Raw genomic sequence first — 14,383 nt, 5'->3', positions numbered from 1 at the left:
AAAATTAAGCAGTGATATTTAATGGCAAAAGTTCAAGAAGAAAGCAAATGGTATGACCGCATTGCCTGGGGAGTGATCATCCCCGTCGTTTTGCTGTCATTCGTCAGTTTTTACGCAATTTACAATGCATCTGTCAACGATTCCAGCTATGGGACGCCAACCAAAACGGTCGCGATGCAGATCGTTTGGTATACCATCTCCTGGGTTATGGTTGCCTTTATCATGCGCTTTGATGCTGAGCAGATCTTTAAGTTGGCTCCTTACCTTTATGGAGCCGGGATTTTCTTATTAGTTGCTGTTTTGTTCCTTTACGACCGAACGACGGCAGCCAGCAGCGGGGCCAAGAGCTGGTTTGTCGTTGGTCCCGTCAGTTTCCAGCCATCAGAAGTCATGAAGCCGGCCTTTATTCTGCAATTGGCCCGGGTCGTGCGGGAGCACAATGAACGCTATGCCCACAATTTGCGCAACGACTGGCTGCTCATCGGTAAGGTCATGGCCTGGTTCTTGCCAGTCGCCATTTTGCTGATGCTGCAGCCTGACTTTGGGACGACCCTGGTCTTTGTCGCAATTACCGCCGGGATTTTACTAGTTTCCGGGATTTCCTGGAAGATTATTATTCCAGTCTTTTTACTCCTGGTAATCGTTGGGGCCTGCGCAATTTTGCTGGTCTTTACCAGTGAAGGGCAGACCATCTTAAAGCATTACTTTAAGACCTACCAGCTAGAAAGAATCAAGTCCTGGAGCGATCCGTCAAGCGATAACTCTAACAGTGCCTACCAACTCTGGCAGAGCATGAAGGCGATCGGCTCAGGGCAGGTTTTTGGCAATGGTCTGAACAACATCAAGGTTTACGTGCCAGTTAGAAATTCCGACATGATTTTCTCCGTTATTGGAGAAACCCTGGGCTTTGTCGGTGGGGTGGGCCTGATTGGGATTTACCTAGTCTTGATCATTCAAATGGTGAAGATTACCTTTTCAACTAGAAACGCCTTTTATTCCTACGTGTCCACAGGGATTATCATGATGATTTTGTTCCACGTCTTTGAAAATATTGGCATGAGTATTGATTTACTGCCCCTTACCGGGGTGCCCCTCCCATTTGTTTCACAAGGGGGGTCGGCCTTGATCGGGAACATGATCGGGATTGGTTTGATTATGTCGATGAAATGGCATAATAAGGACTACATGTTTAGTACTTCAGGCGACTTCTAAAGCCTGAAAAATAAAGCAAAAAAGAAGTCATCCAAACGGATGACTTCTTTTTTGCTAGTTTGTTAATAGACTAACGGTCTAAACCAGCTTTATTGTGGCGAACGACTAATACGTCGCAGTCAGCGGTTCTGGTGATGTATTCGGTAACGCTGCCGATTAAGAGTCTTTCAACGGCGTTAAGGCCAGTTGCCCCAACTACGATCAAGTCAATATCGTGCTTCTTAGGGAATTCCCGGCTGATGATTGACTTAGGTGACCCAAATTCAATTGAGTAGTGAACTTCCTTAACGCCGGCATCAACGGCTTCCTGGTAGTACTTTTCCATCTTCTTCTTGGCGTCATTGGAAACTTGTTCAACCATGGCTGAGTCAAAGCTGGAAACGTTTTGGAAAGAGCGAGTATCGATTACGTGCAGGATTTCCAAAGTGGCGTTCATGTGCTTGGCTACCGTGACTGCTTTCTTGAAGGCCAAATCAGCTTCCTTTGAGCCATCGACAGCAACTTGAATGTGTTTGTATTGATATTGCTTAGTCATTTTTAACACCTCTTCCTACTCCTATTTTACCAAAAAAATGAAAGCATTTTAATAGTTTTTTCCATCTTACTGCTGGTTTTGTGAAAGCAGCAGCGCAAAGGCAAAAATGACGCCAGAGCCAAGGAAAAGTGTAATTAAATTCAGGTACCTGTTGGGCATAAAGAGCAGGATAATCCCGATAATGCTGACGGCCAAAAGGGCGATTGAGCAGGCCGTCATCAGGGTATGGAGGCCAGGATTGCCAGCAACGTCAAAGACAAGAAAGGCGCCGTTTCTGCGGTGCCAGAGGTACCAGGAGGTGAGGAGGAGCATTAAGATGAAGATCCCCATGAAGATGCGAATGTAAAGCATTAAACCAACTTTCTCTTTCTTAATAATACTGGATATACAAAAAAACGGCCCATTTGGGCCGCCTTTATTATCTAAGAAAATCCGAGTTGACCAAAGCATAAATGGCGCTTGTTGATCCCGTAAAAAAATCACAAAATCCGGCCCATCGCGCAGTGAATATGGATTCTGCCAAGGCAGCATTCCGATTCAGTAGTTACTGACAGGCCACCACGTCCTTAAGTTTGATCGGTCAACTAATTTACAAATAAGCTTCTGACGATCAACTCAGATCACTTATTATAATATAGAAAGCCATGCCTCTTGTCAAGGCCAAAAACAGCGCTTACAAAATCTTAACCTTTTTTCTTTTGATTTTGTGCCTTTTTTAAACCTTCGGCTTGCATTTGATGCAAGCGATCATACTGCTTCTTAAAAGCACCCTCATACTTGCTCTCGCCCTTAGGCTGAAAGTATTGCTTGCCGGTGAGCTTGCTCGGCAGGTACTGCTGCGGTACCCAGTCGCCTGGATAATCATGTGGGTAGATGTAGCCGCTGCCGTGTCCCAGCTTCGCTGCCCCTTGATAGTGGGCATCTTTCAAATTGTCTGGTATTTGGCCGATATTAGCCTCTCTGACGTCGGTTAGGGCCCGGTCTAAGGCTGCCATCGCCGAGTTGCTCTTTGGGGACAGACAGAGCTCGATAACGGCATTTGCCAAAGGGATCCGTGCTTCCGGCAGGCCCAGCTGCTGGGCGCTTTGGACGGCTAGAGCAGTCCTTTCACAGGCCGGCGGGTTGGCTAGGCCAATGTCTTCGTAGGCAATGACGGTGAGCCGGCGGCAAATGGAGATCAGGTCGCCGGATTCGATCAAGCGGGCTAGGTAGTGGAGAGCGGCATCGGTGTCAGAACCCCGGATGGACTTTTGAAAAGCGGAAACCAGGTCATAGTGGCCGTCCCCGTCCTTGTCAAAATTTTGCGCCTTCATTTGGAGCGAATCCGCCATTTCTTCGAGACCAATGGTGAAGGCTTCTGTGTCTTTGCCTTCGTCTGCCAGCTCTTGCTTGGTTGACAAGACCGCCAGCTCCAGGCTGTTTAAGGTTGATCGCAGGTCTCCGTTGCCTTTTTCGGCTAAAAATTTTCCCGCTTCTTCAGTCAGCTTGGCATGGTATTTGCCAAGGCCGCGCTCTTCATCGGTTAAAGCGCGGTTGACGGCAGTCAAGACATCCGCTTCACTCAAGGGCTTGAGCTCAAAAATCTGGCAGCGCGACCGGATAGCAGGGGAGATGGCCAAATATGGATTTTCCGTTGTTGCCCCAACCAAAATCACCTGGCCACTCTCGAGCAAGGGCAACAAAAAGTCCTGCTTAACCTTGTTCAGGCGGTGAATTTCGTCTAAGAGCAAAATAACGGTCCCGCTCATCTTGCCTTCAGCAGCTACTTGTGCCAGTTCTTTTTGCCCATCAGTCGCAGCGTTTAGCTGGCGAAAAGCGTATTTGGTTGAGCCGGCAATGGCGCTGGCAATGCTGGTTTTGCCGATGCCTGGCGGGCCATAGAGGATCATGGAAGACAGGCGGTGGGCCTCAACCATCCGGCGGATAATTTTATGGGGCCCAACTAGGTGCTGCTGGCCGACCACTTCATCTAAGTCGCGGGGCCGCATGCGGTAGGCTAAAGGCTTCACTGGTGATCACCAAACAATCTTTCTAATAGCCCTTTTTTCTTCGGTGCCGGCAACTCTTCTTTAGGCAATTCTGGCGGGTAGACCTGGCCAATTTCAACCCGCATTTTGTTGATAGCAGTATTTGACACAACCAAGATGGCAGAGTCGTCATCACCGTTTTTCGCTGTTTCATCGTTAACTAGGCGGAAGGGGATGCCCAGCTTGCTGGCCTGGCTCTCAATCTTGCCGATGAAGGCGGGGTTAGGCGTATTGCCGTTGATCAAGATGGTATAGCCCTGGTAGTCCTTTAAATGCGCCAAAAACAGCTGGGTAAGGGCAGGGTCTTGGCATTCTGTTAAATTCATGCGGAGGTAGACCCGTTCTCTTAAAGAGCCCAGGTAGCGGCGCCGTTCGTCGGGCTTGGTTTGCGGGGTGATGCCGCTTGCCGCGTATTCAACTCTTTTCTCTAAGTCTTCAGACATCTTTTTACCCTTTCTATTTGGAAAAAATAAATTGTCTTTTTCCTAATTATAGCAATCTTGGGGGCTTTTTAGGCAAGAAAAAAGCCTCTCCCCAAAGGGGAAAGGCTTTGAAGCAGGCGATGAATTACAGCAACTTGTTGTAGTATTCAACAACCAAGGCTTCGTCAATTTCTGGTTCCATTTCGTCACGTTCTGGGAAACGAACCAATTGACCTTCCATCTTGTCTTCGTCAAATGAAACAAATGATGGACGTGAAGCAGTAGCTTCCAAAGCGTCCTTAACTTGTTGCAAGTTCTTTGACTTTTCCTTCAAGCTAATGGTTTGACCAACCTTAACTTCGTATGAAGGAATGTCAACGCGCTTGCCATCAACAGTGATGTGGCCGTGGTTTACCAATTGACGAGCTTGTTCACGAGTAGTAGCAAGACCCAAACGGTAAACAACGTTGTCCAAACGACGTTCAAGCAAGATCATGAAGTTGGTACCGTGTTGGCCTTCACGGATCTTACCAGCGCGTTCAAACAAAGTACGGAATTGGCGTTCGTTCAAGCCGAACATCCAACGCAGCTTTTGCTTTTCGTGCAATTGCATACCGTATTCTGAAAGACGACCGCGTTGGTTAGGGCCGTGTTGACCTGGAGCGTATGAACGACGAGCAAGTTCCTTGCCAGTGCCTGACAAAGAGATGCCTAATCTTCTTGAGCGCTTCCAACTTGGACCAGTGTATCTTGACATATAAAATTCCTCCAATAAAAATTAATAAAATTCTTGGAGTAAAATATCACAATATAAGTTCAACATTCGTGCATCTTGAGTTTACATTTTCACCCGTGCAGCGTGGGTTACTCGTTCACTTAGGCGTCCCAAGATGTTGACGTTCTTGTCACTTATGGCTGCAAATATTTTACACGTTGACCATTATAAGGGGTTTGACTGGAGAAAGCAAGGAAAAAGATAAAAAAGCACAGAAAGTCTGCGTGTAAGGAAATATTTTTAGCCTGGAGTTTGGTATAATGAAATAAAGTTCGGAGGAGAAAGTTATGTCATCAACACAATCTCTACTACTCATCACGATCATTATTGCAATTATTGTTGCCGTGGCTGCCATGCTCATCGCCAACCGCCACCAGCTGCAAGAAATTGAAGAGCTGGACAATGATCTAGGCAACATGGAAGATCTGCACCTGGAGCGGGCCATCAGCAAGCTAGACCAGATGGAATTGGCTGGGGAGAGCCTAGCAACCTTAACCACCTGGAAGAAGAGCTATGAAAAAGCTGCTGAGGCTTTTCCGGAAATTCAGCAGCTGATTGAAGACGGCGCTGATGAAAATGCCCGCTACCGCTTGGTGAAGGCACACCAGGATATTAAACAGGCTCGAGAGCTTCTGGACACCATCAGTGAAGACGTTAAGAATTCTTCTGACGTCTTTACCCAGCTTTTAGAATCTAACCGGGAGAATCAAGCTCTATACGATGAGCTGATGAAGACCTACCGGGAAATGCGCAAGGAAATTTTAGCAGCTTCTTTTGACTACAGCTCAGCTTTAGATGAAATCGAAAACCGCTTGTCAGCGATGGAAGAAGATTTTGCCCAAGCTAAAAACCTTTCAGCTCAAGGTGACCATGTGGAAGCGAAGCGTGTTTTATCCAAGATTCGGGCAGCTTTGGACAGTTTGGGCAAGCAATTGCCAGAAGTGAAAAAAGACCAGCATGAACTGGAGACGGTTTTTGCCGAGCAATTATCGGAAATTGCCGATGCCTACAAGAAGATGCGGTCAGAAAAATACAGCTTCGGCAGCTTGGACATTTTGCTGGAAATCAAGCAAAGCAATGACCAAATTGACAAATCGCTCCAAGACCTGGCTAAGCTGGATTTAGACGCTTGCGAGAAGGGCATGAAGAAGGTTGACAAGGAAATTGATACCTTGTACAAGATCCTGGAGAAGGAATACCGGGCACGGCCTTTTGTCGAAGAAAATCAAGACAAGCTGCAAAACCTCCTGGCCCACCAGCAAGTGGTCAGCCAGCAGCTAGTTAAGAAATTGCGCCACATCGATGAGAGCTACGAATTGACTCACGGTGAGCTGGATGAGGCTCGGGGCCTTGAGCGGGAAGTCCACAAGATGGATTCTGACTACATCAGAAGCAGTCAAAAGATTGCCGATGGTAATGCCGTTTATTCTGAAGTTGAAAGTGCCTGGGTTCGGATCTTAAATCGCTTAAGCGAAATCGGTCAGCGCCAGCAAGAACTCTCAGAAGCAGTGGATGGCCTTTATGAAGCAGAAGAAGTGGCTCACCGCTCCATCAAGGAATTTAAGCAGGAAGTTTCCCTGATCTACAGACGCTTGAGCCGGCACCAGCTGCCCGGCATCCCGGATGCCTTTTTGCAGATGTACACCTTGGTCATCAATGAGATCAGCAAGACGACCAGGGAGCTCAACCAGATCCGGATCAACATGGAGAAGATCTCCCAAGAACTGGTGCAGATTTCTGATGACGTGGACCGTTTGAAAAAAGATGCCGCTGATATCGTCAATTCAGCAGATCTTTTTGAATTGACCATGCAGTACTCCAACAAGTTTTTAGACAATGAAGGGGTAGTCCGGGCTAGAAAAGCCGCGATGAAGCTTTATGACCGCGACTACAACTATAAAGACGCCTTAGACACGATTGCCACGGCAGTTGAGCGGGTTGATCCTGGTAGCTACCAGCGGATCGAAAATGCTTACTACCAAGAGCAAAAAGAAATGCTGGATTAAGAGTGTAATTAATTGCAGTTAAGCGGCTTTTGGATTAAAATTGAACATTATTAAGATTAAGCGGTCAATTGTTGGCCGCTTTTTTTAAGGAGTAAGACTTTGATTTATTTTGACAACAGCGCCACGACCAAGATGGCGCCAGAAGCTTTAGATACCTATAGCCAAGTCGTGACCAAGATCTGGGGCAACCCATCCAGCCTGCACAAACTTGGCGACCGGGCCCACCAGCTGCTTGAGGCTTCGCGCCGGCAGATTGCGGACTTGATGGGGGTAAAGGCAGACGAGATCTTCTTTACTTCCGGCGGGACCGAGTCAAACAACACGGCTATCAAGGGGACGGCTTGGGCCAAGCGGGAATTCGGCAAGCACCTGATCACCTCTTCAGTTGAGCATGCTTCCGTAGCCAATGCCTTTACCGAACTGGAAAACCTGGGCTTCCGGGTGACCCGACTGCCAGTTGACAAGGAAGGCCGGGTTAATCCAGAAGACCTAAAGGCAGCTCTCGACAAAGACACCACCTTGGTTTCCATCATGGGCGTCAATAACGAAGTAGGGACCATTCAGCCAATTCAAGAGATTTCCGAAATCTTGGAAGACTACCCAAACGTTCACTTCCATGTCGACAATGTTCAAGCTTTAGGCAAGGGGATCTGGGACCAAGTCTTCACCCCAAGAGTGGACATGATGAGCTTTTCTTCTCACAAATTCCATGGCCCGCGCGGCATCGGCATCTTGTATAAAAAAGAGGGCCGGATGATCATGCCATTATGTGAAGGGGGCGGACAGGAAAAGGGCCTGCGGAGCGGGACCGAAAACCTGGCAGCCATTGCGGCCATGGCCAAGGCGACCCGGCTGCTGTTAGACGGCGAAAGTGAAAAGGCTGCTCGGGAATTGGCCATCAAGACCAGAATTTCAGACTACCTGAAAGACAAGCCAGGCATTCATATCTTTTCACCGCTTAAGGACGACTTTGCGCCACACATCTTGTGCTTTGCCCTAGAAGGCATCCGGGGCGAAACCCTGGTCCACACCTTGGAAGAGCAAGACATCTTTATTTCAACGACCTCAGCCTGCTCATCTAAGACGGCTGATGAGGCTTCAACCTTAGTGGCGATGAAGACGCCAGACCCAATTGCGACTAGCGCCGTTCGCCTCAGTTTTGACGAAAGCAACACCTTGGAAGAGGCTGACCAGTTTATCGCCGTCTTTGACAAGATCTACCAGCACTTTGCCAAGATTAACCATTTAGGAGAGTAAATTTTGCAATACACAGAAATCATGATTCGCTACGGCGAATTGTCAACCAAGGGCAAGAACCGGATGGACTTTATCAACCGGCTCTCAGCCAACGTGCAAAAGGTTTTGCATGACTTCAAGGACTTAAAGATTCAAACCCACCATGACCGGATGCACATCCTGTTGAACGGGACGCCTTTTGAAGCAGTAGATGAGCGCTTGAAGGTAGTCTTCGGCATCCAGACCTATTCCCCAGTCATCAAGACGGAAAAGAGCCTAGAAGCCATTGAAAAGACCGCTTTAGAGCTGATGCAGGCTACTTACAAGAAAGGCATGACCTTTAAGGTTAATACGAGAAGAAGCGACCACAAGTTTATCTATGACACCAACCAGTTGAACCAATTAGTGGCCGACTACCTCTACAACCACATGGAAGGCTTGGAAGCGGAAATGAAGCACCCGGACATGGTCTTGCGTCTAGAAGTTCGCCAAGATGGGGCCTATATTTCTAACCAGCTCCTCCACGGGGCCGGCGGGATGCCAGTGGGCACGGCCGGCAAGGCAGTGATGATGCTGTCCGGCGGGATCGACTCCCCAGTTGCTTCATACTTAGCCATGAAGCGCGGCGTCAACATTGAAATGGTGCACTTTTTCTCACCGCCTTATACCTCTGAAAAGGCGCTGGCTAAGGCTAAGGACTTGACCAGCATCTTAGCCAAGTACAGCGGCCGGATCAACTTCATTGAAGTCCCATTTGCCGAAATCCAGGAAACCATCAAGGAAAAATTGCCAGAAGGCTACTTAATGACGGTGCAGCGCCGCTTCATGCTCCGCTTAGCTGACATTATCAGAGAAAAGCGGCATGGCTTGGCTATCTTTAACGGGGAATCCGTTGGCCAGGTTGCTTCGCAAACCCTGGAATCCATGGCAGCCATCAATGACGTGACGACTACGCCAGTTATCCGTCCAGTTGCCACCATGGACAAGAACGAAATTATTGCCAAGGCTGAGGAAATCGGCACCTTTGATTTGTCCATCCAGCCATTTGAAGACTGCTGCACCATCTTTGCGCCGCCGCGTCCGAAGACCAAGCCGCGGATTGACAAGGCCCGGGAATACGAAAGCCGTCTGGACGTCGATGGCCTTATCGAACGGGCCTTGGCCGGCATCAAGGTGACGCCAATTTACCCAGGCCAAAGTTTCTTAAACGACCTGTCTGAAGAAGACGCGGACCTCCTTTAATGCTGCGCCTTGATAAATTTTTGGCCAACATGAAAGTTGGCTCAAGAAGCCAGGTTCATGAAATCATTAAAAAAGGGCAGGTCCAGGTCAACGGCAAGGTTTGCCGGACGGCTAAGCAAAAGGTCAAAGAAAGCGACCAGGTGACGGTTAACGGGCAAGCGGTCGTCTACCAGGAATTCCACTACTTCTTGCTCAATAAGCCGGCTGGCGTTTTATCAGCAACTGAAGACCGGAGCCAAAAGACGGTACTAGATTTGTTAAAGGAGAAGGACCGCTACCAAAATCTAGCACCGGTCGGGCGCTTGGACAAGGATACGACGGGTCTCTTATTGATCACTAACGATGGTCAATTGACCCACCAGCTGCTAGCCCCAGAGCATCACGTGCCGAAAGTTTACTATGCTAAACTTGCTGGCGTAGCAACTGCGGAAACAGCTGAAGCTTTTGCCAAGGGGCTGGCATTAAAGGATGGCACGATTCTCAAGCCTGGCAAGCTGCGAATTTTGTCGCAGAACTTTGCAAGCGATGAATCAGAAATCGAAGTGACCATCACTGAGGGCAAGTACCACCAGGTCAAGCGGATGTTTGCCTCCCAAGGGATGAAGGTGGTTGCCTTAAAGCGCCTATCGATGGGTCCTTTAAGGCTAGATGAAAAATTGGCGCCTGCTGCCTACCGGGAACTGACCGCTGAAGAACTTGCTCAGTTAAAGGCAAAGACCCTTTAATGATCTGAAAAAATATGCTATACTTTTTGACAAAGCAAAGATCAAGAGGTGGCGCTTCATGACAGAGAAAGGTCAGCATGCTGAGAGACCGGAAGCACCTAGTAGCTTGAAGAGCTGATTGGCTGAAGCCCAGTAGGCCAATCCGGTTATGCCCCGTTAACCGCCTTTAAGTGGAGCAGCATGCTCAAAATAGGTGGTACCGCGGTTAATTAAATCGTCCTAGACAGTTTGTCTAGGACTTTTTTTATGGAGGAAATTTATGACAGATCTAGCACCAAAATATAACCCACAAGAGGTTGAAGCTGGTCGCTACCAAGAATGGCTTGACGAAGACCTCTTCAAGCCATCTGGCGACAAGAAAGCTAAGCCTTACTCAATCGTTATCCCGCCCCCAAACGTAACTGGCAAGTTGCACTTAGGTCACGCTTGGGACACGGCGATTCAAGACACCCTGATCCGCTACAAGCGGATGCAAGGCTATGACACCTTGTACTTGCCAGGGATGGACCACGCCGGGATTGCGACTCAAGCCAAGGTTGAGGCGCGCCTTCGCGAACAAGGCATCAGCCGCTATGACTTAGGCCGGGAAAAGTTTGTCGACAAGGTCTGGGAATGGAAGGATGAATACGCCAACATTATCAAGAGCCAGTGGCAAAAATTAGGCTTGTCTCTTGACTACTCAAGAGAACGCTTTACCTTGGACAAGGGCTTGTCCAAGGCCGTTCGCCGCGTCTTCGTGCAGCTGTATAACGAAGGCTTGATCTACCGCGGTGAATACATCATCAACTGGGATCCAAAATTGCGGACTGCCCTGTCTGATATCGAAGTTATCCACCAAGATGACCAAGGTGCTTTTTACCACATCAACTACCCACTAGCAGATGGGTCAGGCTCTGTTGAAATTGCAACGACCCGTCCAGAAACCATGTTTGGTGACACCGCCGTTGCCGTTGCACCTGGCGATGAACGCTACAAGGACTTGGTTGGCAAAAAATTGATCCTGCCACTGGTTGGCCGGGAAATTCCAATCATCGAAGACCAACACGTTGATCCAGAGTTTGGGACTGGTCTGGTAAAGATTACACCAGCCCACGACCCGAACGACTTTGAAGTCGGCAACCGGCATAACCTGGAAAGAATCAACGTCATGAACGATGACGGCACCATGAACGACAAGGCTGGCAAGTACGCTGGCATGGACCGCTTTGACTGCCGCAAGCAATTGGTAGCAGACCTGAAGGAAGAAGGCTACCTGATCAAGGTTGAGCCAATCGTCCACTCAGTTGGTCACTCAGAACGCTCCGGCGTGCAAGTTGAACCAAGACTGTCAACCCAGTGGTTCGTCAAGATGAAGCCATTGGCTGACAAGCTTTTGGAAAACCAAGACACTGACGGCAAGGTCAACTTCGTGCCAGAACGCTTTGAAGGGACCCTGCGTCACTGGATGGAAAACGTCCACGACTGGGTAATCTCTCGTCAGCTCTGGTGGGGTCACCGGATTCCAGCTTGGTACAACAAGGAAACCGGTGAAATGTACGTTGGCGAAGAAGCGCCAAAGGACATCGAAAACTGGGATCAAGACGAAGACGTTTTGGACACTTGGTTCTCTAGTGCCTTGTGGCCATTCTCCACTTTGGGCTGGCCAGATGAAGACTCTGAAGACTTCAAGCGCTACTTCCCAACCAACGCCTTGGTAACGGGTTATGACATCATCTTCTTCTGGGTTTCCCGGATGATCTTCCAAAGTCTGCACTTTACCGGCAAGCGGCCATTTGACAACGTTGTCTTGCACGGCTTGATCCGGGACGAACAAGGGCGGAAGATGTCTAAGTCTTTGGGCAACGGGATTGACCCAATGGACGTCATCGACAAGTACGGCGCTGACGCACTTCGCTGGTTCCTGTTGAACGGAACGGCGCCTGGTCAAGACACTCGCTTTAGCTACAAGAAGATGGATTCTGCTTGGAACTTCATCAACAAGCTGTGGAACGCAAGCCGGTTCGTGATCATGAACTTGCCAGAAGACGCTAAGCCTGCTCAAATGCCAGATACTAGCACTTTTGACCTGGCTGATGCCTGGATTTTTGACCGCCTGAACCACACGGTTAAGGAAACCACCCGTCTCTTTGACGAATTCCAATTTGGTGAAGCCGGCCGGGAAATGTACAGCTTCATCTGGAACGACTTCTGTGACTGGTACATCGAAATTTCCAAGGTTGCCCTGTACGGCGACGATGCAGAATTGAAGGCCAGAAAGCAAGCCAACTTGACTTACATCCTGGACCAAATCCTGCGCCTCATCTCCCCAATCATGCCATTCGTAACCGAAAAGCTTTGGCTGTCCATGCCACATGAAGGCAAGTCCATCATGGTGGCTGAATACCCAGTAGCCCATGAGGAATTTGACAATGCCCAAGCCGACAGTGACATGGCCTTCTTGATCGAAACAATCAAGGCTGTTCGGAACATCCGGATGGAAGTGAACGCGCCAATGTCAAGTGCAATCGATATCTTGATCCAATTAGACGATGAAGCTAGCGAACACATACTGAAGGACAACATGGATTACGTTGAAAACTTCCTACACCCTAAGAAGCTGGAAATCTCAACCAAGATCGATGCGCCAAAATTGGCCAAGACTGCTGTGATTGCCGGGGCGCAAATCTTTGTCCCACTGTCAGAACTGGTTGACCTTGATGAAGAAATCGCCAAGATGACCAAGGAAGAAGCGCGCCTGCAAAGCGAAGTTGACCGGGCTGAAAAGAAGCTGGCCAACAAGGGCTTTGTAGATCACGCTCCGCAAGCCATCGTTGACAAGGAAAAGGCCAAGAAGGCTGAATACGAAAGCCAACTGGCTGGGGTCAAGGAAAGAATCCAAGAATTGAAGGAAAGTCGTTAAAGACGTGAAATTTGAGACTGTTACCGAATTTACAGATTACCTCTATCATTTGCCCAAGCTGCATGAAAAAAGCGACCTGAGTTATGTGAAGAGGATTTTGGCTGAACTTGGCCATCCAGAAAGAGAAGTCAAGTGCTGCCATATTACTGGCACCAACGGTAAAGGGTCAACTGCATATTATTTGAGCAATCTGCTCCAAAAGGCTGGTCAGCGGACTGGCCTTTTTGTTTCTCCCTTTATCGTCAGCTTTAATGAGCGCATCCAGTTAAATGGCCAGCCGATCAGTGACCAGGAGCTTTTGGCAATCGCCAACCAGGTGGATGAAAAAATTGGCGAAATTCAGAAAAATGAGCCTGATTTTTCGCTCGTGACCTTTGAATACGAAGTGGCAATGGCCTTTTTGTATTTTGCCAAAATGCACTGCGACTATGCTGTGATTGAAGTGGGCATTGGGGCTGAACATGACAAGACAAATGTGATCATTCCGGCAGTCAGCCTAATTACGACGATTGGCCTGGACCATGAGCAGATCATCGGGCCAACCCTGGCTGACATTGCTAAAGAAAAAAGTGGCATCATCAAAAAGCATGTCCCAGCTGTCTTAGGCGACATCCCAGAAAGCGTAAAAGGGATTGTCGAGGACAAGCTGGAAAAAGCGGACAGCCAAGGCTACTGGCTGGGGAAAGATTTTTTCGTAATGGAAAAAAATGGCAAAACTGAAATTTCCTTGCCAGAAAAATACATCTTGCCGGTTATGCCCGAAGCCGAAGGCAAAGATGCAGCCATGGCGTTAAAGGCATTTTCTTGCCTGGGTCTAACGTTAGCTACAGGGGATGCAGAAGCGGCGATTGCTGAAACGGTAGTCCCTGGCCGCTACCAAAAGCTGGGGGAAGCGCCAATGCTGCTCTTAGACGGAGCCCACAATGTCCAAGCTGGGCAAAATTTGCTCAGATATGCTGACCAGCTGGCCGGGCAAAGGGGCGGGCAGGTCTTAGTACTGACAGCGATGATGAAAGATAAGGACTTGAGCGATTTCTTGAGCCTGTTTCAAGCTAAAGACCTGCTCTTGACCAGCCTGCCTTACCCGCGGGCAGCTAAAAAAGCTGATTTCCCGGCCTGGGCCCAGGAAAAGTTCCCTTATGAGGGCGACCTCAAGGCTGCGTTAGACCAGCAGCTAGAAAAGGCCAAGAAAAACGACATTGTTTTAGTAACGGGATCTTTTTACCTGGTCAGTGCCGTCTTGCAGCTGGTTAAAAAGAGCCGGCAAAACAAAATAGGTTGACAAAAAAGCAAAATTGAAAAAA

General features: G+C 48.7%; 12 protein-coding genes. 7 read left to right on the top strand and 5 right to left on the bottom strand.

Annotation, left to right across the window (positions count from 1 at the left end; genetic code table 11):
* Window positions 1-21 precede the first annotated feature (21 nt).
* Window positions 22-1,212, top strand: coding sequence for an FtsW/RodA/SpoVE family cell cycle protein (locus tag ACI4WN_RS06050; RefSeq protein WP_439777408.1), 1,191 nt, complete (start codon window positions 22-24; stop codon window positions 1,210-1,212).
* A 70-nt stretch (window positions 1,213-1,282) separates the two neighbouring features.
* Here the strand turns inward: ACI4WN_RS06050 and ACI4WN_RS06045 are convergent, their stop codons facing one another.
* The 5 genes from ACI4WN_RS06045 to rpsD form a co-directional block, all read right to left on the bottom strand.
* Window positions 1,283-1,747, bottom strand: a complete 465-nt coding sequence (locus tag ACI4WN_RS06045; protein ID WP_439777407.1) for a universal stress protein — start codon at window positions 1,745-1,747, stop codon at window positions 1,283-1,285.
* A 66-nt stretch (window positions 1,748-1,813) separates the two neighbouring features.
* Window positions 1,814-2,098 carry a hypothetical protein gene (locus tag ACI4WN_RS06040; protein WP_439777406.1) on the bottom strand — a complete coding sequence of 95 codons (285 nt, stop codon included), beginning with the start codon at window positions 2,096-2,098 and terminating at the stop codon, window positions 1,814-1,816.
* A gap of 332 nt (window positions 2,099-2,430) precedes the next feature.
* Window positions 2,431-3,756, bottom strand: coding sequence for a replication-associated recombination protein A (locus tag ACI4WN_RS06035; protein WP_439777405.1), 1,326 nt, complete (start codon window positions 3,754-3,756; stop codon window positions 2,431-2,433).
* Window positions 3,753-4,217, bottom strand: a complete 465-nt coding sequence (locus ACI4WN_RS06030; RefSeq protein ID WP_439777404.1) for a YueI family protein — start codon at window positions 4,215-4,217, stop codon at window positions 3,753-3,755. Before ACI4WN_RS06030 ends, ACI4WN_RS06035 begins: the two co-directional genes overlap by 4 nt.
* A gap of 124 nt (window positions 4,218-4,341) precedes the next feature.
* Window positions 4,342-4,953 (bottom strand): 30S ribosomal protein S4, encoded by a 612-nt coding sequence (gene rpsD / locus ACI4WN_RS06025; protein WP_008459978.1) that lies wholly within the window; start codon window positions 4,951-4,953, stop codon window positions 4,342-4,344.
* Window positions 4,954-5,258: 305 nt separating this feature from the next.
* Between rpsD and ezrA the strand changes: the two genes are divergently transcribed.
* The 6 genes from ezrA (at window position 5,259) to ACI4WN_RS05995 (ending at window position 14,361) form a co-directional block, all read left to right on the top strand.
* Window positions 5,259-6,977, top strand: coding sequence for a septation ring formation regulator EzrA (gene ezrA, locus ACI4WN_RS06020; protein ID WP_439777403.1), 1,719 nt, complete (start codon window positions 5,259-5,261; stop codon window positions 6,975-6,977).
* A gap of 99 nt (window positions 6,978-7,076) precedes the next feature.
* Window positions 7,077-8,234 carry a cysteine desulfurase family protein gene (locus ACI4WN_RS06015; protein WP_439777402.1) on the top strand — a complete coding sequence of 386 codons (1,158 nt, stop codon included), beginning with the start codon at window positions 7,077-7,079 and terminating at the stop codon, window positions 8,232-8,234.
* Window positions 8,235-8,237: 3 nt separating this feature from the next.
* Window positions 8,238-9,455 (top strand): tRNA uracil 4-sulfurtransferase ThiI, encoded by a 1,218-nt coding sequence (gene thiI / locus ACI4WN_RS06010; protein ID WP_439777401.1) that lies wholly within the window; start codon window positions 8,238-8,240, stop codon window positions 9,453-9,455.
* The gene (locus tag ACI4WN_RS06005; protein WP_439777400.1) at window positions 9,455-10,180 is read left to right on the top strand and encodes a pseudouridine synthase; all 726 of its coding nucleotides are present in this window, start codon (window positions 9,455-9,457) and stop codon (window positions 10,178-10,180) included. Before thiI ends, ACI4WN_RS06005 begins: the two co-directional genes overlap by 1 nt.
* 259 nt (window positions 10,181-10,439) lie before the next feature.
* A complete protein-coding gene (locus ACI4WN_RS06000; protein WP_439777399.1) occupies window positions 10,440-13,079 on the top strand; it encodes a valine--tRNA ligase in 2,640 nt (879 codons plus the stop codon).
* A 4-nt stretch (window positions 13,080-13,083) separates the two neighbouring features.
* Window positions 13,084-14,361: a bifunctional folylpolyglutamate synthase/dihydrofolate synthase gene (locus tag ACI4WN_RS05995; protein ID WP_439777398.1), complete on the top strand. Its 1,278-nt coding sequence runs from the start codon at window positions 13,084-13,086 to the stop codon at window positions 14,359-14,361.
* Window positions 14,362-14,383 lie beyond the last annotated feature (22 nt).

The sequence above is a fragment of the Lactobacillus sp. genome, assembly GCF_051893255.1.
In the GTDB taxonomy this organism is placed as follows: Bacteria; Bacillota; Bacilli; order Lactobacillales; family Lactobacillaceae; genus Lactobacillus.
Note: the sequence above shows the minus strand (reverse complement) of the source record. Positions and strands in the feature narration are given on the sequence as shown.